This window comes from Lancefieldella parvula (assembly GCF_963547875.1).
In the GTDB taxonomy this organism is placed as follows: Bacteria; Actinomycetota; Coriobacteriia; order Coriobacteriales; family Atopobiaceae; genus Lancefieldella; species Lancefieldella parvula_D.
On sequence record NZ_CAUUSI010000006.1, the window covers coordinates 70,599 to 92,067 of the forward strand.

General features: G+C 49.5%; 15 protein-coding genes. 14 read left to right on the forward strand and 1 reads right to left on the reverse strand.

Translation table 11 applies throughout. The annotated features are described in order from the left end of the window. Nucleotides 1-49 precede the first annotated feature (49 nt). From RWJ96_RS03815 to mcrC, 9 genes are all read left to right on the forward strand, one after another. Complete coding sequence (locus RWJ96_RS03815; RefSeq protein WP_314019034.1) at nt 50-1,234, forward strand: tyrosine-protein phosphatase; 1,185 nt, start codon at nt 50-52, stop codon at nt 1,232-1,234. 185 nt (nt 1,235-1,419) lie between these two features. Next, nucleotides 1,420-3,345, forward strand: a complete 1,926-nt coding sequence (locus tag RWJ96_RS03820) for a PRD domain-containing protein (protein ID WP_314019036.1) — start codon at nt 1,420-1,422, stop codon at nt 3,343-3,345. Between the two features lie 2 nt (nt 3,346-3,347). Continuing rightward, nucleotides 3,348-3,680, forward strand: coding sequence for a PTS lactose/cellobiose transporter subunit IIA (locus RWJ96_RS03825; protein WP_314019037.1), 333 nt, complete (start codon nt 3,348-3,350; stop codon nt 3,678-3,680). 12 nt (nt 3,681-3,692) lie between these two features. Then, on the forward strand, nt 3,693-4,016 hold the full coding sequence (locus RWJ96_RS03830; protein ID WP_314019039.1) for a PTS sugar transporter subunit IIB: 324 nt from the start codon (nt 3,693-3,695) through the stop codon (nt 4,014-4,016). A gap of 67 nt (nt 4,017-4,083) precedes the next feature. Next, nucleotides 4,084-5,457, forward strand: coding sequence for a PTS transporter subunit EIIC (locus RWJ96_RS03835; RefSeq protein ID WP_314019041.1), 1,374 nt, complete (start codon nt 4,084-4,086; stop codon nt 5,455-5,457). An 81-nt stretch (nt 5,458-5,538) separates the two neighbouring features. Then, on the forward strand, nt 5,539-6,630 hold the full coding sequence (locus RWJ96_RS03840) for a MupG family TIM beta-alpha barrel fold protein (protein ID WP_314019042.1): 1,092 nt from the start codon (nt 5,539-5,541) through the stop codon (nt 6,628-6,630). Between the two features lie 228 nt (nt 6,631-6,858). Continuing rightward, a complete protein-coding gene (locus RWJ96_RS03845) occupies nt 6,859-8,184 on the forward strand; it encodes a PTS transporter subunit EIIC (RefSeq protein WP_314019043.1) in 1,326 nt (441 codons plus the stop codon). Between the two features lie 227 nt (nt 8,185-8,411). Beyond that, nucleotides 8,412-9,983: an AAA family ATPase gene (locus tag RWJ96_RS03850; protein WP_314019045.1), complete on the forward strand. Its 1,572-nt coding sequence runs from the start codon at nt 8,412-8,414 to the stop codon at nt 9,981-9,983. Further along, entirely contained in the window at nt 9,980-11,086 is a 1,107-nt protein-coding gene (gene mcrC / locus RWJ96_RS03855; RefSeq protein ID WP_314019047.1) for a 5-methylcytosine-specific restriction endonuclease system specificity protein McrC, read from the forward strand. Before RWJ96_RS03850 ends, mcrC begins: the two co-directional genes overlap by 4 nt. Before the next feature lie 201 nt (nt 11,087-11,287). On the opposite strand, the gene RWJ96_RS03860 is transcribed toward mcrC, so the two are convergent. Next, a complete protein-coding gene (locus RWJ96_RS03860; protein ID WP_314019049.1) occupies nt 11,288-12,019 on the reverse strand; it encodes an Abi family protein in 732 nt (243 codons plus the stop codon). 377 nt (nt 12,020-12,396) lie between these two features. On the opposite strand from RWJ96_RS03860, the gene tsaD reads away from it, so the two are divergent. From tsaD to RWJ96_RS03885, 5 genes are all read left to right on the forward strand, one after another. Then, nucleotides 12,397-14,910, forward strand: coding sequence for a tRNA (adenosine(37)-N6)-threonylcarbamoyltransferase complex transferase subunit TsaD (tsaD, locus tag RWJ96_RS03865; protein ID WP_314019051.1), 2,514 nt, complete (start codon nt 12,397-12,399; stop codon nt 14,908-14,910). Nucleotides 14,911-14,920: 10 nt separating this feature from the next. Beyond that, nucleotides 14,921-16,912 (forward strand): NAD(+) synthase, encoded by a 1,992-nt coding sequence (locus RWJ96_RS03870; protein WP_314019053.1) that lies wholly within the window; start codon nt 14,921-14,923, stop codon nt 16,910-16,912. A 726-nt stretch (nt 16,913-17,638) separates the two neighbouring features. After that, nucleotides 17,639-17,929, forward strand: a complete 291-nt coding sequence (groES, locus tag RWJ96_RS03875) for a co-chaperone GroES (RefSeq protein ID WP_035428429.1) — start codon at nt 17,639-17,641, stop codon at nt 17,927-17,929. A 150-nt stretch (nt 17,930-18,079) separates the two neighbouring features. Then, nucleotides 18,080-19,717, forward strand: coding sequence for a chaperonin GroEL (groL, locus tag RWJ96_RS03880; protein ID WP_314019055.1), 1,638 nt, complete (start codon nt 18,080-18,082; stop codon nt 19,715-19,717). Between the two features lie 392 nt (nt 19,718-20,109). Then, on the forward strand, nt 20,110-21,447 hold the full coding sequence (locus RWJ96_RS03885) for a 4Fe-4S dicluster domain-containing protein (protein WP_314019056.1): 1,338 nt from the start codon (nt 20,110-20,112) through the stop codon (nt 21,445-21,447). The last annotated feature ends 22 nt before the right edge of the window (nt 21,448-21,469 follow it).

Sequence of the window (21,469 nt, forward strand, 5' to 3'; positions counted from 1 at the left end):
TGACCGCAGCATCATGTGACGTGCAGAATCGGCAGAATCGGGGCGAGAAATGCAAAAGTTACAGAAGCGCTTTGCGAAGGCCTTGGGTGTGTTTTTGACGTTAGTGCTTTCGTTTGCGCTGGTTGGGTGCAACGTATTCCCATTTCTGCAGAACAACCCTACCCAGCAGGCAACGCAGTCGTCAATCACAACGGGGGAAATCGAGGCAATTTACGAGCCCAAGTTTGGCGGCAGCTACCTGGACATCACCATCGACGAGTTCAATAACCTGGGCTTTGAGTACGGCGACAGCGTGGATGTTACGTTTAGTAACGGATACAAGCTCTCCGATATTCCGTACTACAACGGCTATTACACCAAAATCAACGAGCCTCTGGTTGTTGCATATCCGGGCTACCCTTACGTCTATGTGTGCGTAAATAATGGCGAGCCTCTGTGGGAAATCGCTGGTCTTAAGCATGGAGATACGGCTACGGTGACGCTTCACGAGAAGCAAAAGTACGCAACGGTTCAGAAGGCCCTGGATGCAACGTACACCAATAATCGCTCCGACTACGCAAGTGACGAGGTCTTTGCCAACTTCCGTCCCATGAAGGGTGGAAATCTTGCCGAGGGCGTGATGTATCGCTCGGCGTCGCCTATTGATAACCAGAACAATCGTGCGCCCTACGCAGCGGATCTTGCTCAGAAGTGTGGCGTGCAGTTTATCTTGGACCTCGCGGACACCAATGAAGAGATTCAGGGCTATTACCAGAATGCAGACTACGACATTACGTGGCACCAGAGCTTGTACGACGCAGGAAATGTTGCGGCCCTTAACCTCAATGCCAATTACCGTGGCGGTCAATATGCCCATCGCTTGGCAGCGGGCCTGCGCGAGATCATTCTGCATAAGGGTCCCTACCTTATTCACTGCACCGAGGGTAAGGATCGCACGGGCTTTGTCTGCGCTCTTCTCGAGGCACTTTGCGGTGCATCCTACGACGAGATGCGCGACGACTACATGATTACCTACTACAACTATTACGGCATTAACGAGAAGGACGACAAGGCTCGTTACGACGCCGTTGTTGACGTGAAGTTCGATGACATTGCTCGCTGCATTGCTGGGGTGCCTACGTACGGTTCGCTCGACGGCGCAGATTACGCAGCTGGAGCTCGCAAGTATTTGACCGACGCAGGCATGACCGAGTGGGAGATCAACAAGCTCGTCGAACGGGTGACGAGCAAGTAGTACGTTCGGGCTGTGGCAAAAAACTGACAGGTTAGTCGCCTGGCGAGAGGAGCGATCTTCTCGCCAGGTTTTTAATAACAAATTTAAATAATGTTATGTGAAGTTGATTTCCTTTTACCGTTGGCGGAATTGGAAATGGAAACGTCAGGGCCCCTTTTTATAATTTTCTATAAGGAGGGTGCGTCATGGATGACAAACTTGTTCGTCTCATAACGTGCTTGGCAAAACAGGAAGATGTTTCTACATCAACGCTGTCTGAGTCCTTATGCGTCTCTGAGCGCACCGTGCGCGCATATATTAAGCGAGCAAAAGAATTACTAGAAGGTATTGCTGAAATTACAACGATAAAAGGTCACGGCTATCATCTTGAAGTTCTTAATCCTGAGCTCTTGGATTGTTGGCTTAATAAAGAAGATCAGCTACCTCAGACTTCTAATGAACGCGTGGCATATATATTGGACGATCTGCTTAATCGAAGTGATTGGGTTACGGTAGACGAGTTATCAGAGATTCTTTATGTCTCTCGCAAGACTATTTCGATTGATCTAAAACAAGCTGAAGAGTTTCTCGCCAGATTTGACCTGCGCATCATGCGTAAATCGCATTATGGAATTCAGATTGGAGGCACTGAATTTAATAAGCGACTCTGCCTGGCAAGTCTGGTAACAAGCGAAGAATATTCGGGCAGTTGTCACGCCACGGTGGAAAATAATGAACTTATTGCTGATGTAACAAAGCTGGTAGTTGAGTGTGTTGAACATCATGATGTCAGCTTGAATGATTTTGCAATTAGAAATCTTGTCATTCATGTTGTGGTTGCAATTAATCGTATTAAGCAGCAGCGCTATATTGCAGGACAGGAAGACTCGCTTAAGAGAATTCAGTGCTCGTATGAATATAGCGTGGCACAAAAGCTGGTAAATTGCCTGTCGTCTGAGTTTGATGTTGAGTTTCCTCAGACAGAAGTTGCCTATATTGCAATTCATTTGGCATCTAAGAAGATGTTTAAAGATATCTCTGAGTCTCCAAATCTAGTAATTACCGATGACGTATTTGCAGTTACGCGTCAGATGATTGATTTAGTGTGGAGTAGCTTCAGATTTGATTTTAGGAATGATCTTGAACTACATATGAGTTTAGCTAGACACATTGTGCCACTTTCCGTCCGATTGCACTATAACCTGCAGATAGAGAATCCACTGCTTACTGACATCCAGTATCGAATGCCTTTGGCATACTTGATGGCCATGGAGTCGTCAACAATCTTGGCCAAAGAGTACGAAGCAACTCTCAGTGAGCATGAAGTAGCTTATCTGGCCCTGGCATTTGCATTGGCTTTGGAGCGTAAGCGCACTGAACTGCCAAAAAAGAATGTACTTTGTGTATGCGCAACAGGTCTAGGTACTTCAAAGATTTTGGGAATTCGTATCAAAGAGGAGTTTGGACCTTATATCGGGTCAATTACTACGTGTAATTTGAGTCAGATTTCTCAGATTGATTTTTCACATATTGATTACGTGTTCTCTACCGTTGAGATTGAATCTCCTTTGCCAGTTCCTGTGTGTTATTCGGGGTTCTTGCTCGATGACATTAATAAAGACTTGTTAGTTAAAGACTTGCTTCGTCGAGATGAACAAGAGGAGTTTGCTAAACACTTTAGCGAGCATCTTTTCTTCTCACATCTTGCGTACAGAAGTAAGGAAGAAGTACTTAACTTTTTGGTCAGTCAATTATGCAACATTGAGAAATCAAACATCTCTGTTTCTGAAGATGAGTTCAGAGCTCTGGTTTTTGACCGCGAAACTTTAGCAATGACTGCCTTTGGAAACTTAGTTGCACTTCCGCATCCTTCGCGCCCGGTATCTGAACGTACTTGTGTAGCAGTTGGTTTATTAGACAACCCAATTGACTGGGACGGTCATGACGTAGCTGCTGTGTTTTTGATTTCAGTTTCTTGTTCAGAAGACGAGAAGACCCGTCTATTTAACAAGAACATGGCGTCCCTTCTTATGGATAAAGAGGCAATTTGTTCACTGGTAAAGCATCAAAGTTTTTCAACTTTTGTTGGTCAGATTACATCGTCAGGTGATGGTTTAAGAAAGAGGGGATAGGAATGGATGAAAGAGAGGTAGAGGCTATTGTCACCAACTTGGTTGTGCATGGTGGGGATGCAAAAAGCTATGCAATACAAGCAATCAAGTGCGCTCGTTTAGGAAAGTTTAACCAGGCAGATGAGCTGTTGAAACAAAGTTCAGAATCGTTAAATCGAGCGCATGAGTTTCAGATGGAACGGATTCAGCAGGAAATTATTGGACAGGATAACAAACCACTATCTTTGCTGATGGTCCACGGACAAGATCACTTGATGTGTGCACTTACAACACACGATTTGGCAGTGCAAATTGTTGAGCTTTGTAAGCAAGTAACTACGAGCAGTAGTGAGTGAAAGGAAGTAGGTATGAAAAAGATTGATTTGTTTTGTAGTGCAGGTATGTCCACAAGTATGCTTGCAAACAAGATGCAAGAGGTTGCTGATGCACATGGCATTCAAGTAAAGGTTGAAGCATTTTCTTCTACCGCAATTGACTTCCAGGTAGAGCACGACACTCCTGACTGCATTTTATTGGGACCTCAGGTTCGTTTTAGCTTTGATGATGTAAACGCAAAATACGGAGCAAAAATTCCTGTTGGCGTTATTGAGTCAGCGGATTACGGCAACTTGAACGGCGAGCGCGTGCTTAAGATGGCCATTTCTTTGATTAAGCGTGGTGCTACTGCATAGGGTTTCTCGCTATACGTTTTACCTGTGATTTTATAAAAAATAGAGAGTTGTTAGTTTGGAGGGTTCTATGAAAACGATGGATGTATTTGAAAAGCGACTTATGCCGCTGGCAGAAATGATTGGTAAAAATAAATACCTTTTGACCATGCGAGATTCGTTTGCAATGGTCATGCCAATTCTGATTATTGGCTCTATGTTTACTTTGCTTCGCAACTTCCCAATTCCTGCGTGGATTGATTTTTTAAAGACTACGATGGTTCAGCCAGATAAATCGCTATTTGCTTTGTTGGCTATTCCTTCTGCATGTACTGTCTCGCTCATGGCAATCTTCCTTGCCTTTAACATTGGCTACAACTTTGCCGAGCACATTGGTATTAAAGACCGTGCGTCAGCGGGTATTGTATCTTTGGTAAGTTGGTTCATTCTTATGCCTCAGGTGACTGAGTTTTCACCTGAAGAGGGCGTGGAGCCATTCCTGGTAGACAGTATTCCTCTTGCATGGACGGGCGCAAAAGGTGTCTTTATCGCCATGATCGTAGGCTTCTTTGCAGTAGGTGTATTTGGTTACGTCATCAAAAAAGACTGGACCATTAAGATGCCAGAGGGCGTTCCTCCTACTGTTGCCCGTGCATTTAGCGCTCTTATTCCTATGACCGTTGCGTTTACCGCTGTATGGCTGGTTGGAATTGTCTTTATCATTTCCCCATGGGGCAACGCTTTTAACTTCATTTATGCAATTCTTCAGGCTCCTCTGACTTCACTTGGTGGAACTGTTTGGGCTCTGGCATTTAGTTATGTCTTGGCAAGTGGATTCTGGTTTATTGGTATCCACGGCTCCAGCGTTACTGGTTCAATTTACACACCAATTCTTACGGCACTTTCGCTGGAAAATCAGGCTGCATTTGCTGCTGGCGCAGCACTTCCTAACATTGTTAACCGCGAGTTTGAGACCTTCTTTGCAACCTTTGGCGGCGGCGGCTCTACGCTCTCTCTGCTGATTGCAATGCTTCTGTTCTGCAATTCCAAGCGTATTAAGGATCTGGCAAAGATTTCTGTTGCTCCTGGTATCTTTGGTATCAACGAGCCTATTATCTTTGGTCTTCCTATTGTTCTTAACCCAGTTATGTTGATTCCTTTTATCCTTACTCCAGTGGTCAACATCATCATTGCGTACTTCATCATGGATCTTGGTTTAGTACCTCTGTGCAACGGTGTTATGCTTCCTTGGACTACTCCTCCTCTGGTTTCTGGATTCCTGCTGAGTGGTTGGCAAGGTGCTGTCCTGCAGCTCTTCTTGATTATTCTGGGCATCTTTATTTATCTGCCTTTCATCAAGACGTTGGATAAGGAATATCTGAAGGAAGAAGCCGCAGCTTCCGAGGAATCTTCTACTGAGCTGGAAGACTTTGACTCTATCGACCTTGATTCTGTCGTGCTGTAAAACTTTTGTATTGAGCTGTACCTGGTACAACGCTGAGATGTTGTACCAGGTATTAGCCTGTGCGCTTGATTGGAGGAAGTGATGCATAGGCTTGGAATTTCTCTTTATCCAGAGCACTCAACACCTGAAGCCGATGATGCCTACATGGCATTAGCAAGTAGCTATGGTTTCTCGCGCATTTTTACGTGCTTACTTTCTGTGGATAAGTCACCAGAAGAGACAGTAGCTGAGTTTTCACAGTTTATGGACCGCGCTCATGGGTATGGGTTTACGGTTGCAGTGGATACCAACCCGCGCGTATTCCAGCACTTAGGGGCAACGGCAACTGATATTTCTGTTTTTGCCAAGATGGGCGTAGATATTATTCGCCTTGATGGGCATCTGGGAGATCGCCAGGACATTGCTCTGACAAGAAATCCTTATGGTATTGCGGTTGAGTTTAATGCCAGCCAGATGCTGTCGCTTGATCTGCTTATTGAACGTGACGCATATCGTCGCAATATGTGTGTTTGCCATAATTTTTATCCACAAAGGTTTTCTGGCTTGAGCGAGAAGCGCTTTATTGAATTCTCTGAGCATTATTTTGGTATGGGTTTAACTCAGGCGGCATTTGTGACAAGTCAGCAGGATAAAACGTTTGGTCCATGGCCAGTCTACGATGGTCTTCCTACCTGCGAAGATGATCGTACTAGACCCATTGATCTACAGGTCCGTCATCTGATTGCGTGTGGCATGATTGATGACATTATGATTGGCAATTGCTTTGCTTCTGAAGAGGAACTTGCCGCACTAGCCGCTGTCGATACCACTAAGGTGACGTTTAAGGTTGAATTTGATTCTGGTGCAACTGAGGTCGAGAAGAACGTTTTGTATCAGTTCAACCACGTAACGCGTGGTGACGCGTCTGAGTATTATCTGCGTTCTTCTGTGCCCAGGATGTTTGAGTACTCCACTTCGATTCCTGCTCGCGAGTGCGCAAATCGTCATATTAAGCGCGGAGATGTATTAGTGGTGAATGACAATCTGTCTCATTACCTGGGAGAAGTTGAAGTTGCTCTAAGAGATTTTGAGGACGATGGAACTCGTAATGTTGTAGGACGTATTCCAGAAGGCGAGCTTTTCTTGTTGGATTATGTGAAACCTGAATTCCCGTTTGGATTTGTTCAGGAATAACGGGGGAGCTATTTGGTTGTTGTTGTGCAAATGAATGACAGGTTAGTCGCCTGGCGAGAAGAGCGATCTTCTCGCCAGGTTTTTTGAGTGAGTTATTTGAAGTAGGGGATTGCGTTGTCCGCAGGTGAATTTTATGTGAATGACTTTGCGATAGACGGCTATCGTTGCATTTGTTATAACATTCTCACTTCTGTATTTTTAGGGATTACGTGCTGTTTTGGGGACTGTATGAATGTAGCGGAAGGCCTTGAGAAGAAGCTTATGCCCATGGCAGAGTCGGTGAGTAAGAATAAATATCTTCTTACTATGCGCGATTCGTTTGCTATGCTCATGCCAATCCTTATCATCGGATCAATGTTTACGTTGGTAGGTAATCTGCCAATTCCTGCGTGGGTTGATTTCTTGAAGGCCACTACGATTCAGGGTAAGTCGCTTTTCTCGCTGTTGGCCATTCCATCTGCCTGCACTGTTTCTCTCATGGCAATATTTTTGTCGTTTGAAATTGGCTACAACTTTGCCGACCAGCTTGGCCTGAAGGACCAAGTTTCTGCCGGAATGGTCTCGCTCATCAGCTGGTTTATTTTGATGCCTCAGGTAACCGAGTTTTTGCCTCAGGGAGCTACTCAGCCGTTTTTGGTGGAGAGCATTCCTCTTGCGTGGACTGGTGCAAAGGGTGTGTTTGTAGCGATTATCGTGGGCTTTTTGTCGGTGCATATTTTTGGCTTTGTTATTAAGAAGAACTGGGTCATCAGGATGCCAGAAGGCGTTCCTACGTCGGTTTTTCTTGCGTTTAGTGCGCTGATTCCAATGTCGCTTACGTTTCTTGCGGTATGGGCGGTTGGCGTTTTGTTTGCGCTTACCCCTTGGAAAGATGCGTTTACCTGCATTTATTCGATGTTGCAGACTCCGCTGACCATGCTTGGTGGAACCGTTTGGGCTCTGGCGATTGCTTACGTCATCCAGGGCATTTTCTGGTTCTTTGGGATCAACGGTTCAAACATTACCAGCCCTATTTTTACGCCGATTCTGACCGCGCTTACGCTGGAAAATCAGGCTGCTTTTGCTGCTGGCACTGCGCTTCCTAACATTATCAACCGAGAGTTCGACGCGTTCTTTGCGCTGTTTGGCGGCGGTGGATCAACGCTCTCGCTGTTGATTGTGATATTTTTGTTCTGCAATTCTCGTCGTGCAAAAGACATTGCAAAAATCTCCATTGTGCCTGGTATTTTTGGTATCAACGAGCCCGTCATGTACGGACTGCCGATAGTTTTGAATCCCATCATGGCAATTCCTCTGATTTTTACGCCGGTTGTTAACGTTTTAATTGCGTGGTCCGCAATGAGCGCCGGCTTGGTGCCACTGTGTAACGGCATTATGCTGCCTGGAAGTACCCCTCCTTTGATCTCGGGATTTCTTCTGTGCGGATGGCAGGGTGCTTTACTTCAGCTCGTATTGATTTTGATTGATATGGCAATCTACCTGCCGTTTATTAAGGCTCTGGATATGCAGTTTCTCAAGGAGGAAAAGGGAGCTGAGACAGAGCATGCAGTCTAGGTGCTGCGGAGACATAGAGTGCGTTGAAGGCAGCTCTGGGTGAGCTGCCTTTTCTGTTCGCCGAAATGTACAAGAAGTTAAAAGTGCAAGCTCCAATTAGGAGGATACTATCAGTATAAAGCGCAATTTAGCTGGTAGTACATGATAGGCGATGACACAGGTTGTGGTCTGGCAATGTATGCGAGTAACCAGAAAAATTTACTGGCTTTTGCCTAAAGGGAGCAGCAATGATAGATAGACAATCTCTTGATGAGGTCCTCACTCAGTACAAAGAGAATTTTCCTTCTCACTGGGAGGAAGAAAAATATAAGTGGAAAGCAATTAAGTGCTTCCAGGATAATTGGGATATAAACGCCCAGGATTTTCCTGCGATGCTGAGAAAGTCGCTGTCAAAGACAGATAATCTTTTAACTACTTCTTATGATTTTTCTCGTAAGATGATTGAGTTTTATGCTGAACAGGATGCAGAAGAAGTTCGTAGTATGTTTATGCAACTTTATGACGAGAACATCGATATAGTTGAGCGTATTAACGGATTTATGGCAAAGTCGGATAAGTTACTGGATGTATATGGTCCTGAAGGAAAGCAGCATTATCAAAAAGAGGGAACCATCACAACTTATCTTTGGCTTAGATATCCAGACATATATTACATATATAAGTTTAGACAAGTAAAAGCTTTATCGGATAGGTTAGAGAGCAATTACGAGTTTAAGCAGGGGGCATCTACAACTAATATAAGGACGTATACGAAATTTTATAATGAAGTTAGAGATGTAATTTCTGAAGATTCCGAACTCATTAAGATGTTTACCTCTGCTTTAACAGAAGATTGCTATCCAGATCCTTATTTTGTGACTCTAACGGCTGATATTGCGTATTTCTCAAAGGATTATAAAGAGATTCCTCCAACTCAACCTGGTGATAAGTTGTTTTGTATTCCTCCATATAACAAGGGAAAATTTTTGGAGGAAGTATTTATGCCGGAGGAGAAGTACGACAAGATTGCAGCTGTTTTTTTGAATAAAAAGAACATCATTTTGCAGGGAGCACCAGGAGTTGGAAAGACCTTCTCGGCAAAAAGACTTGCATATTCTCTGATAGGTGCCGTTAACGAGGACGCTATCGAGTTTGTACAATTCCACCAGAATTATTCGTATGAAGACTTCATGATGGGTTACAAGCCTAGTGGTTCAAGCTTTAAGCTCAAGGAAGGCGTGTTTTACCGTTTCTGCAAGAAGGCAGAGGCGGATTCTGACGCAAAGTACTTCTTTATTATCGACGAGATTAACCGTGGCAATCTGAGCAAGATTTTTGGTGAACTTTTGATGCTGATTGAAAACGATTATCGAGGTACACCGGCTACACTTGCGTACAATGACAAGAAGTTTTCGGTTCCAGAGAACCTTTACATTATTGGAATGATGAACACGGCAGACAGAAGCCTGGCAATGATTGACTACGCCTTGCGTCGTCGCTTTAGCTTCTTTGAGTTGGAACCTGGCTTTGAGACTGAAGGCTTTATCCAGTACCAGCACTCACTTAAAAATGAAACCTTCAATGATCTTCTCGCTAAGGTGATTGAGTTGAACTTGGAAATCGCTTCGGATAGATCGCTGGGCAGGGGATTTTGTATTGGCCACAGCTATTTCTGCGGGCGCAATGAGCTGACCTGCAGCGATGAATGGATGCAGGAGGTTGTGGATTACGACATCTTGCCAATGCTGGGCGAGTATTGGTTTGACGACCAGGAGAAATACCTGCGCTGGGAGAACATCCTTCACGGAGTGTTTCAATGACCGAAGATAAGCATATCTTAATAAAAAATATTTACTACATGCTGTCGTACGCCTTCTCTACGTTGCGGGAATCTGTGTATGAGGACGTGCAGAAGGAGTCGTTTGACTCGATTTACAACTTGTTTGCGGCCATCTTGTCTAAGGGAATTAGCCTGCAGCTCAAGCAGGGCTTGTATCGCGAGTACATAAATTGTGTGGAGGATCTGGCGGTTGTTCGAGGCAAGATTGAAATGGCGGGGACTATGAGGAACCGTCTTGCTCACCGCGCGCAAGTTACCTGCGATTTTGATGAGCTTTCGCAAAACAATCTATTCAATCAGATTTTAAAGTCGGTGGTCCTACTGCTGCTCAAACAGAAGGATGTATCGCCGCAGCATAAGGTTGCGCTTAAGCGAGAAATGCTTTTCTTTGCGGACATTGATGAGGTTGATTTAAAACAGGTTCGCTGGGCGGATATTCGTTTTCAGCGCAATAACCGCACGTATCAGCTTCTGCTCTCAATTTGCCAGTTGATTGTTGAAGGCATGCTCATGACCACTGAAGATGGCGAGTATCACCTGGCAAGTTTTATTGACGAGCAGAAAATGCATAGGTTGTACGAGAAGTTCATTCTTGAGTATTACGCACAGGAGTTTGCCCAGCATGTGAAGGGTTTTTCTGCCAGAGCATCGCAAATTCCTTGGGATTTGGACGACGGCTACGTTGGTCTTTTGCCGGACATGCAGACGGATATTACACTCTCGTATAGTGATCAGATTTTGATTATTGATGCGAAGTATTATCAGCATTCGCTTCAGGAAAATTTTGGTGCACATAAGGTGCATTCGGGTAATTTGTATCAGATGTATACGTACGTGAAGAACAAAGAAGCCCAGGTAAAAGGTGCAGACCGAAAGGTCTCAGGCATGCTTTTGTATGCGCGAACAAATGAGCTGCTGGCTCCTGACGACGTGTATCACATAAGCGGCAACAAGATTTCCGTGCAGACGCTCGATTTGAACAAGGAGTTCTCATGCATTTCTACGCAGCTTGACCGGATTGTGAAAGACCAGTTTGGGATAGAAAAAAGTAGGACCGGCCCTGGACTAGGCAAAAAGCTCTAGCGGAACCGGTCATGTTGATGTAAGTATACAGGCTTTTTTAGATGTGGCTATTTTGGATGAGGTAAATAAATACCTTCTGCAAAAACAACGTTCTTATCGAGAAGTTCTTGTATTCTTCTGGCAACCGAAGTATTCCCATCGATGGCTTTTCTGTAGTAGTTAGCCATTAGTATGTGTGCGTAAACGCTCTTGGGGTCAAAGCTAATGTCTTTTGGGCGAAGTTTTTTTCTGAACTGGACATTGGATGCGCATGGGTCTATTCCACAGTTGACGATGATGTGCACATAAATTTCTTAGTACATGTAAAGAATGAACGACACTTGAAAAAGGTTTCCATTGGACGCCGAGAGATTTAGCTACTCTTTTGGTTACCTCAACATTTTTTGAATAGCTAATCATATTAGAAATTCTTCCAAAGGATAGGACCTCTACAGCAACCCAGATTGGTACATCATGATATTTTTCATAAGGTGTGTTGGAGTTCTTTTTTGAATAATGCTGAATGATTCGGCTTTTGTCATGATCAAGATCTGAAAGAATTCCCGGAATTATAAAGTTTTTTGCAAAATTACGCTTAGCATAAGTATTGCAATCAAGATAGTAAGCATTTGAACCATACTCATTACCAAATTCATGGGCAAGCTTTGCTCTAATTGCGATTTCGATAACACTTAATTGCTCTGTCAGCAGAATTCGTAATTTAGCATCAAGGTTAATAAGCTTATTAATATCTTGAAAAGAAGTATTGCCGACAAACGAGTTCTTGCCTTTCTCCGGATCTTCTTGAAAATCACGAGCATATCCAGAGAAACGATAGTAATTTGTCCTACTTAAAAATTTCCTCAGTTCATTATCATCTGGGCAGATAAGTCCACGGTCTTGAATTAATAAACAACACATCTCATCGATGCTTTTAAAAGGTTTATTTTCCATGTGAATCCCAATGCTATGAAAAGGCCCACCGCATTTCAGGACGCATTGCGTAGCCTTGGGTGGGCGCTGATGGATTAACTATAAACCAAATAGCAAGATTGTCTAGAGTAATAGGGCGGAAACTGTAAATTCTCTACAGCAATCTCTTCAAGTTATTTATGCAGGTTTATGTATATGGTGTGGGCATCAGAGCCTTTCTCGCTAGCCAAGATTTGATTAAACTGCGATGTATATACGCGCCGGTAAAATAGCCGTTGCGTAAAAGTTTTGCGGGGTTGGGACTCGCGCTGTTTGCGGGCGTGGCTTGGCGTATAGTTATAGAGTTACAAGAAGAAATATTGGCGTGATACAAGGCGTTTTTGCCGAGAAGAGTGTTTATGCTTGCTATAAAAAATGAAACAAACGTAGTGCTTGCGGTTGATACGTCAACGGACATGCTGGCGTGTACGGTCGCGCGTCTGACCAGGCGTGATGCTGGGGCTGCGGATGCGGTCGCGGAGGACGCCGGCGATGCGAGTGCGGCGGGTGTGGCGGACGGTGGGTTTGACGTCGAGGTGCTGGCGTCAACGGATCACCTTTGCCGTCGTCAGGCAAACGTGGAGCTTGTGGGCTCAGTTCAGGAAGCGCTCAAAGCTGCTGGCTTGACAATGGCCGACGTTGACGCTGTTATCGCAGGTAGAGGACCTGGTTCGTTCACGGGCGTTCGCATTGGCGTAGCCACCGCAAAGGGCATTGCCTGCGGCTCTGGCCTGCCACTTTATGGCGCAAGCGCTCTTGACGCCATGGCGTTTAGCGCGTGGAAAGCGGGCGTGCGCGGCACCGTTGGTGTTGTTGCAGACGCCATGCGCGGCGAGGTCTATCCGGGCATCTACCTGCTGGATGACGCCGGAGCACATAGAACGTTCCCGGTAGAGACCGTCCTCAAGGCAGACGCCTGTGTGGAGGAGTGGTCGAGCAGGACTGATAAGGACCAGCTCACGCTTACAGGCAATGGCTTAGTGAAGTACCGCGAGCGTTTTGAGCGCGCGGGTTTCTCGACATACACGGATGAAGCAACGTGGTTCCCAACAGGAGAAGGCCTGGTACGCGCGGTGTGCATGCCTGAGTATCAGCAGGCGGGCGCGGGCGATCCAGCGCTGGTGCTGCCCATTTATACGCGACTTTCGGACGCGGAGGAGTCGGAGCGCAAGCGTTTGGGGCTGAAGGAGCCAGCAACGGTGGCTCTGACCGGCGTGGATGATGCGCTGGCCGATATTCACCTGCAGCTTCGTCCGATGACGGTGAACGATCTGGATCAAGTGGTGGAGCTTGAGGCGGCAACGTATGCCGACGCTGTGCATTCGGCCTGGTCAAAGCAGACGTTCTATGATGAGCTTTCGGGCGTTGGGCGCAGCTGGTGGCTGGCTCACGACCGTGGAACGGTTATTGGCTTTGCGGGCGGTCGCCTGGCAGGAGCCGAGTTTGAGGTGGAAGAAGTGGTGGTTGCGCCCGAGCGTCGCCGCCAGGGAATTGCATCTAAGCTGGTAGAACGTGTGGCGTACGACGCCCAGATGTTGGGCGCATCCGCGATTACCCTTGAGGTTGAGGAGGACAACGCTCCAGCTCAGGGTACCTATAGCAAGCTGGGATTTGCTGAGGTTGGCCGTCGCCCGGGATATTACGGTCCCGATTGCGCGGCGGTTTTGATGACGGCACAGCTGCCCTTGGCGGTTGGCGCTGGCTTTGAGGCCAGGAACCCTGAGCCTCACGCATCGGTTCGTCCGTGGCCTATTGTTGCAGGTGAGCGCTCTGAAGAGACGCTTACGGCGCTCCGCGAGGCGGGGGATTTGATCCTCAGCTTGGAGTCGTCCTGCGACGAGACGGCCATGTGCATTATGGATTCTCATGGCGTGGTCTGCGCAAATGTTGTCGCAACGCAAATTGACTTCCACGCTCGCTTTGGCGGCGTCGTGCCCGAGATTGCTTCTCGCAAGCATACCGAGGCTATTGTGGGTCTCTTTGAGGAGACCATGGCCCGCGCGGGTGCGCACTTTGGATGCGACACACTAGTGCCGTCTGACCTGGCCGCCGTTGGTGTTACCGCAGGTCCTGGCCTTGTCGGTGCACTTGTTGTAGGTGTGGCGTTTGCCAAGGGCTTCTGCGTGGCCACTGACCTGCCGCTTATTCCCGTTCATCACCTGGAAGGCCACCTGCTGGCTAACCTGTTTGAAACGCCTGACCTGGAGCCGCCATTTGTGGCAAGTTTGGTCTCGGGCGGCAATACCATGCTGGTACATGTGCGTGCCTGGGGAGATTACGTGGTCCTGGGCTCCACCATTGACGACGCCGTGGGCGAGGCCTTTGACAAGGTTGCTAAGGCGCTGGGCCTGGGCTATCCAGGTGGCCCTGTGATCAGCAAACTTGCAGCTCAGGGCAATCCTAAGGCCATCCACTTCCCGCGCGCAATGATGCACAGCGGCGACTATTCCTTTAGTCTCTCCGGCCTAAAGACCGCCGTTATCACCTACATTGAGGGCGAGAACCGCGCAGGTAGAGCAATCAATCTGCCAGACTTGGCCGCTTCGTTTGAGCAAGCAGTTATTGACGTGCAGGTTGCAAAGGCTAAAACTGCTGTTGAGGAGACGGGCGTCTCCGATTTCTGCGTGGGAGGCGGCGTTGCTGCAAACCCCGCACTTAGAGCTGCATATAAGGAAACCTTTGGTCGTATGGGCGTTCGAGTAACGGTGCCTCCGATGTCAGTTTGCGGCGACAACGCCGCAATGATTGCCGTTGGCGCACTTCGTAGCTACCGTACACAGGGTTTCTCGCCATTGACCTTGGACGCAAACCCCAATGCGCAACTGGGATTGTGGTCGTCGGATGCGGCACCCGTTGTCCCAAGCGGCATGTAAGGAGGCTATTGTGCAAGACGGATTTATCAAAGTTGCAAGTATCACGCCGCGCGTCCGCGTGGCCGACGTGGCATTTAACGTGGAGAGCTGCCTGGCGGCCATCGAAGAAGCCGCAGGTAATTGCGGTGCCAAGGTGGTCGTACTGCCCGAGCTCTGCATCACGGGCTACACCTGCGAGGACCTGTTCTGGCAGGATGCCCTCCTGGACGCAGCCGAGCGCGGCTTGGTTTCTATTGCCGCACGCACGGCCGACGTCGACGCGTTGCTGCTGCTAGGCCTGCCTGTTCGCGTGGCCGGCAAGCTCTACAACTGCGCCGCCGTTCTCTTTAGGGGAGAGCTTTTAGGCCTGGTGCCCAAGCGCTACGTGCCCATGTACAACGAGTTTTACGAGGGCCGACACTTTGTTTCTGGCCCCAAGACGGTCACCAGCGTGGATTTTGGCCTGCTGGGCGAGGTGCCGTTTGGTACCAACCAGCTGTTTGCGTGTGACACCATCCCTGAGCTGGTTGTGGGCGTGGAGATCTGCGAGGACCTCTGGGTGCCCATGCCGCCGTCAAATGCGCACGCCGTCGCCGGCGCCACGCTGATCTGCAACTTGTCCGCGTCGCCTGCGCTGGCTGGCAAGTCTGCGTACCGTCGTCAGCTGGTTGCGCAACAGAGCGCGCGTCTGATCTGCGGCTACGTTTACGCGAGTGCAGGTGAGGGCGAGTCTACGACTGATTTGGTTTTCTCGGGCCATGATCTTGTTGTCGAGAATGGCCGTGTGCTCGCCGACTCTGGCGTGTTTGGTGAGGGTATCGCCGTGTCCGAGATTGACGTGCTGTCGCTGGCGGCCGACCGCAGGCGCATGTCGACGTTTGAGGTTGCTCCGACGCCGGAGGATTACAAGCATCTGACCACGTATTTCTCGCTGGAGTTTGATGGTGAGGGTGAGGGTGACGACGAGATTGCTATCCGCACGCCGCTGACCAGGTACGTTGATCCGCATCCGTTTGTGCCCGCGATGGATGACGCGCGCGCAACACGCTGCGAGGAGATTCTGTCGATTCAGGCTCACGGTTTGGCTTCAAGACTGGCACACACCGGCTCTGACCACGCGGTTATTGGCATTTCGGGAGGACTTGACTCCACGCTGGCCCTTCTCGTCACGGTGCGAGCGTTTGACCAGCTGGGATACGACCGTTCAGGCATTGTAGCTGTGACGATGCCGGGATTTGGCACTACGGATCGAACGTACACCAACGCTATTGAGCTGGTGCAGTCGCTTGGCGCCGACCTGCGCGAGATTTCCATTGTGGATTCTGTGCTGCAGCACTTCGCCGATATCGGCCACGACCAGGATGTTCACGACGTTGTGTACGAAAACGCCCAGGCTCGCGAGCGCACGCAGATTCTGATGGACGTTGCCAATCAGGTGAGCGGCATGGTCATTGGCACGGGCGACCTTTCCGAGCTGGCGCTTGGTTGGGCAACGTATAACGGTGACCAGATGTCCATGTATGGCGTAAATGCATCGGTGCCAAAGACGCTGGTCAGGTACCTTGTCGATTACTGCGCCGACGCTTATGAGGAGCAGGGCGAGGACGAAATTGCTCACGTTTTGCGCGACGTTCTGGACACACCGGTTTCTCCTGAGCTGCTGCCATCCGCGGCAGACGGCTCCATTGAGCAGAAGACGGAGGACCTGGTTGGCCCATACGAGTTGCACGATTTCTTCTTATTCCACGTGCTTCGTCACGGAAGTGGTCCACTCAAGGTTCTACGTCTTGCCGAGTGTGCGTTTGGCACAGGCACTGACCAGGAGATTTACGACCACGAGACTATCGTGCGTTGGCTAAAGGTGTTCTACCGCAGGTTCTTCTCGCAGCAGTTTAAGCGCTCGGCGATGCCTGACGGACCAAAGGTTGGTTCGGTTTCGTTGTCTCCGCGCGGCGATCTGCGCATGCCATCCGACGCTTCTAGCTCGCTCTGGCTCTCTGAACTGGAGAGCTTGGAGGCGTAAGCGCGCGTGGTTGAGCGTAGCGCGGCAGATCGTAGCGTGGTAGGACGTATTTCTTAGACGTTCAGTATCCGGCTATTCATGAAAATGAATAGCCGGATACTTTTATGCAGGTTGATTTTTGCTACGAGTAGGGAAGAGGTGATTTTGCCCCAAAAATAGCCCTCAAGTGGTAAAAAATGCGTTTAGTTGGGGTTTACAAAAATTGTGTGATTCTATGCATCAAATCTACCTGGTGTTTTGTTCTGGATAAAAAATCAAAAATCTGGATAGAATTTGCCACCTGGTAAAATGTAGATGCAATTTTTCTGAATACTTCATTTCATCCCCAACTAAACGCGTTTTTTACCCAAATTGGACCCTCCCAAAGAGATGTTCATTTTTCCTATGCAAAATCACGAATATCACTAGCAGAATATGCACGCAACGAATATTTGCACCAAAAATTATGATAATGGTAAGAAATCGCAGGTGGACACAGCTTGGAGCTTGCGTTAGCTGCGGTTAGTCGCATGTCATCCGCCCGTAGCACACGCGTGTCACGAGCGCCCACCTGTTCCGTATAACCGTTGACGGCTTATACTGCACGCCTACAGAAAATCTAAGTCGGTTTTGTAAGATTTTCACAATATTTCGTATAAATTGTTTTCCCGTGTGGAATAACTAATAGCGTTGGAAAAGGGCGCTTGGCGCCAATATCGGGCTTGGCCCGAAAGGGAGGTTTTCATTATGAATTTGAAGCCACTTGGAGATCGTGTTCTGGTAAAGCCTGCTCCAAAAGAGGAGAAGACATCCTCTGGTCTCTACATTGCATCCGCAGCACAGGAGCTTCCACAGCGTGGTGAGGTTCTTGCAGTTGGAACTGGCAAGCTTGATCAGAATGGCAATCGTATTGCTCTTGATGTCAAAGTCGGCGATCAGGTATTTTATGGAAAGTTCGGTGGCACCGAGGTCAAGGTAGACGGCGAGGAGCTCCTGCTTCTTCGTGCTGACGATATCCTTGCAGTTCTCGAGGACTAGTCGCTCGCCGCTCGTTTGCTCGCCGCTCGTTTGCTCGCAGCTCGTCCGCTTGCAGCTTGGTCGCTTGCAGCTCGTCCGCTTGCAGCTTGGTCGCTCGCAGCTTGTTCGTCCGCTTTTTACTTGTAAGTTCAGCTATTTTGGAGGAATACCATGGCTAAAGATATCGATTTTGGCACCGACGCTCGTGCCAAGCTTGCTAAGGGCGTAAACACCCTGGCAGATGCCGTAACCACCACCCTTGGACCTAAGGGTCGCTACGTCGCATTGCAGCGTTCTTACGGCGCGCCAACCATCACCAACGACGGCGTCTCCGTTGCTCGCGAGATTGAGCTCAAGGACCCAGTAGAGAACATGGGCGCTCAGCTGGTCAAAGAGGTAGCAACTAAGACTAACGACACCGTCGGCGACGGTACCACCACCGCAACCCTGCTTGCACAGGTCATCGTTAACGAGGGCCTCCGCAACGTTGCAGCTGGTGCAAACCCAATCGCAATTCGCCGCGGTATCGACAAGGCCGTTGAGGCTGTCGTCGCTCAGATGAGGGGCATCGCCAAGGAGGTCTCAACTAAGCAGCAGATTGCTTCCGTTGGTACCATTTCCGCAGGTGACCCAGTCATCGGTGGTAAGATTTCCGACGCTATGGACGTTGTCGGCAAGGACGGCGTCATCACCGTTGAGGAGTCCCAGACTTTCGGCATCGACATCGACACCGTTGAGGGCATGCAGTTTGATAAGGGTTACGTTTCCCCTTACTTCGCAACCAACAACGAGACTCTCACCGCTGAGCTGGACAATCCTTACATCCTCATGACCGACAACAAGATTTCCTCCATCCAGGACATCCTGCCTATCCTTGAGGCAGTCCAGAAGCAGGGAGCACCTCTGCTCATCATGGCCGAGGACGTCGACGGCGAGGCTCTGACCACCCTCATTCTCAACAAGCTCCGCGGCGTTCTGAACGTCTGCGCAATCAAGGCTCCTGCATACGGCGACCGTCGTAAGCGCATGCTCGAGGACATCGCTGTTCTCACCGGCGGCCAGGCAGTCATCAAGGAGCTTGGCGTTAACCTCAACGAGATCAGCGCAGAGATGCTCGGTCGCGCTAAGTCCGTCAAGGTCACCAAGGAGACCACTACCATCGTTGGTGGCGCTGGCTCCAAGGAGGCAATCGACGACCGCATCACCCAGATTAGGGCTGAGATTGAGAACACCACTTCTGACTTCGACATCGAGAAGCTCCAGGAGCGTCTTGCTAAGCTCGCCGGCGGCGTTGCAGTCATCAAGGTTGGCGCAGCTACCGAGGTTGAGCTCAAGGAGATCAAGCACCGCATCGAGGACGCACTTCAGGCAACTCGCGCAGCTGTCGAGGAGGGCATCGTCGCAGGTGGCGGCGTCTCCTTCCTGGCTGCTTCCTCCGTCCTTGACAGCGTTCAGACCTCTGACGCAGACGAGAAGATCGGCGTTGAGATCATCCGCAAGGCACTTGAGGCTCCAGTTCGCACGATCGCTAACAACGCTGGCTTCGAGGGCAGCGTAGTTGTCGAGAAGATCAAGGCACTCCCAACCGGCCAGGGTCTTGACTCCGCTTCCGGCCAGTACGGTGACATGATTGAGATGGGCGTTCTTGACCCAGTTAAGGTCACCCGTACCACACTCCAGAATGCAGCTTCCGTTGCATCCCTCATCCTCATCACCGAGGCAACTGTTTCCGAGATGCCAAAGGACACCACCATCGAGGAGTCCATTTCTCGCGCAGCTGCTCAGGGCGGCCAGGGCGGCATGTACTAATCCGCACTTCCAAGGAACTTCAATCGGGTCCAGCCTCTCGCTGGGCCCGATTTTTTTGCCGCTGCGACCACTTGACGAGAAGACCGTCTAGTCGCAGGCGAGAAACCCGTCTTGTCGCAGGCGAGAAACCCGTCTTGTCACGACTGCAACGTTTTCCCGCTCAGCGTCCATTAATCGAAATCGTATGAATGTGACGTCATTTGAGCGGAATTATTGGTCGCTACAGGTTAAAATGTTTATTTGCGACCGCGGCCACACTGCTGTTGCGACTGTGACTGCGACCACGGCCATACCGTCGCTGCGACTGTGACTACGCCGCAACTGCACCTGCGGCCAGCACGCCGCTGCGACCGCACCGTTAATCTGCCACGCGCCAAAGGAGAGGAGGCACCATGGCTCAGAACCAGAATCGTAACGAGGAGCGAGATTTTCTCGACGACCTCATTGATATCCAGGACTCCCTGCAGGTGCTCTCTAACCCGCTCGACGCGCTGATGGGAAGCCTGTCTATTGACCCAAATTCGGACAAGCCGTTCGAGCCAATGGACTACAAGGAAATCCCCTGGTCAAACGCTAATCGCTGTCTGAGGTGCGCCTCCGGAAAAGCCGAGGCATGCTCTCGCTGTCTTGACGTTTGCCCAGTTAATTGCATTGATATCCACAACCAGTCCGTACGCATCGACGATGAGGCGTGCCTGCAGTGCGGCCTCTGTGTTGCCGCGTGCCCAACCGAGACGTTCAACACGCGCCGCCACACGTCCCGCATGCTGTATGACCAGGTAGCTCGCGCGGCCTCCGCGTACGAACAGTGCTACATTACCTGTACGCGTGCTCTGGCGAGAAAACCTGAGGGCAACGAGATCTGCCTGCCTTGCGTGGGTATGCTCTCAGCCGACATTTGGTTCTCGATCCTTACGGACTTTGACAACGTAAGTGTTTACCTGCCGTTGGGCGTTTGCGACCGTTGTCGTACCACCACCGGCGAGGAGGCATATACCCAGGCCATCGCTACCGCTGAGGAGTGGACGGGTGCCACGGTTGGCCTCGAGGTTGATGGCAACAACCTCAACCACAACTTCACGCGTGCTTACATCCGTTCTCAGTTCATCTCCAACGCGATGAACGGTGCAGAACGCCTGGTATCTGCGTCGACGCCTGTTCTTGCGGGCGCCAAAGCAATCGCTGACCGCATCAACTCGCACGCTCGCTCTCTGGATAAGCTTCAGACGCAGCTTGATGACGTGATGGGTCTGCGCACCACTGATATGAGGCAGTCCATGCTGACGCAGGATCGCCGTCTGGTCATGGGCGCCCTCCAGCACGACCCAGAGCTTGCTCCTTACGTGAAGCTCGAGGCTCCTATCTGGGATTCCAGTAAGTGTACGGTTTGCGGAGACTGCAAAAATACCTGCACAACACATGCAATCGACATCGATGAGCGTGGCAAGCTGACCATCAAGATGCCGTTCTGCGTCAATTGCGGTGCCTGCGAAATTGTCTGCCCAGAACCAGGCGCGCTTACGATGGTGCCGATGAACACTTCTGAGCTGGTTGTTCGTGATCGCAAGGCCGAGGAGACCGAGCGTCTTGAGGCTTTGGCTCGTCGCAAGGCTCGCTTCATTTTTGACACCGGCAAGGAGCAGCTCAAACACCTGGCGGATTCGATCACCGAGGACTCGGATGAGGAAGCCGCCGCACAACAACCTCCAAAAGAGGATAATGGGGAGTAGCAAGTAGCTGCGTACATAGCAC

Bases quoted from the DNA above. Each gene is read 5' to 3' on its own strand.
- RWJ96_RS03815 (WP_314019034.1), top strand. From the start codon at position 50: ATGCAAAAGTTACAGAAGCGCTTTGCGAAGGCCTTGGGTGTGTTTTTG.
- RWJ96_RS03820 (WP_314019036.1), top strand. From the start codon at position 1,420: ATGGATGACAAACTTGTTCGTCTCATAACGTGCTTGGCAAAACAGGAA.
- RWJ96_RS03825 (WP_314019037.1), top strand. From the start codon at position 3,348: ATGGATGAAAGAGAGGTAGAGGCTATTGTCACCAACTTGGTTGTGCAT.
- RWJ96_RS03830 (WP_314019039.1), top strand. From the start codon at position 3,693: ATGAAAAAGATTGATTTGTTTTGTAGTGCAGGTATGTCCACAAGTATG.
- RWJ96_RS03835 (WP_314019041.1), top strand. From the start codon at position 4,084: ATGAAAACGATGGATGTATTTGAAAAGCGACTTATGCCGCTGGCAGAA.
- RWJ96_RS03840 (WP_314019042.1), top strand. From the start codon at position 5,539: ATGCATAGGCTTGGAATTTCTCTTTATCCAGAGCACTCAACACCTGAA.
- RWJ96_RS03845 (WP_314019043.1), top strand. From the start codon at position 6,859: ATGAATGTAGCGGAAGGCCTTGAGAAGAAGCTTATGCCCATGGCAGAG.
- RWJ96_RS03850 (WP_314019045.1), top strand. From the start codon at position 8,412: ATGATAGATAGACAATCTCTTGATGAGGTCCTCACTCAGTACAAAGAG.
- mcrC (WP_314019047.1), top strand. From the start codon at position 9,980: ATGACCGAAGATAAGCATATCTTAATAAAAAATATTTACTACATGCTG.
- RWJ96_RS03860 (WP_314019049.1), bottom strand. From the start codon at position 12,019: ATGGAAAATAAACCTTTTAAAAGCATCGATGAGATGTGTTGTTTATTA.
- tsaD (WP_314019051.1), top strand. From the start codon at position 12,397: ATGCTTGCTATAAAAAATGAAACAAACGTAGTGCTTGCGGTTGATACG.
- groES (WP_035428429.1), top strand. From the start codon at position 17,639: ATGAATTTGAAGCCACTTGGAGATCGTGTTCTGGTAAAGCCTGCTCCA.
- groL (WP_314019055.1), top strand. From the start codon at position 18,080: ATGGCTAAAGATATCGATTTTGGCACCGACGCTCGTGCCAAGCTTGCT.
- RWJ96_RS03885 (WP_314019056.1), top strand. From the start codon at position 20,110: ATGGCTCAGAACCAGAATCGTAACGAGGAGCGAGATTTTCTCGACGAC.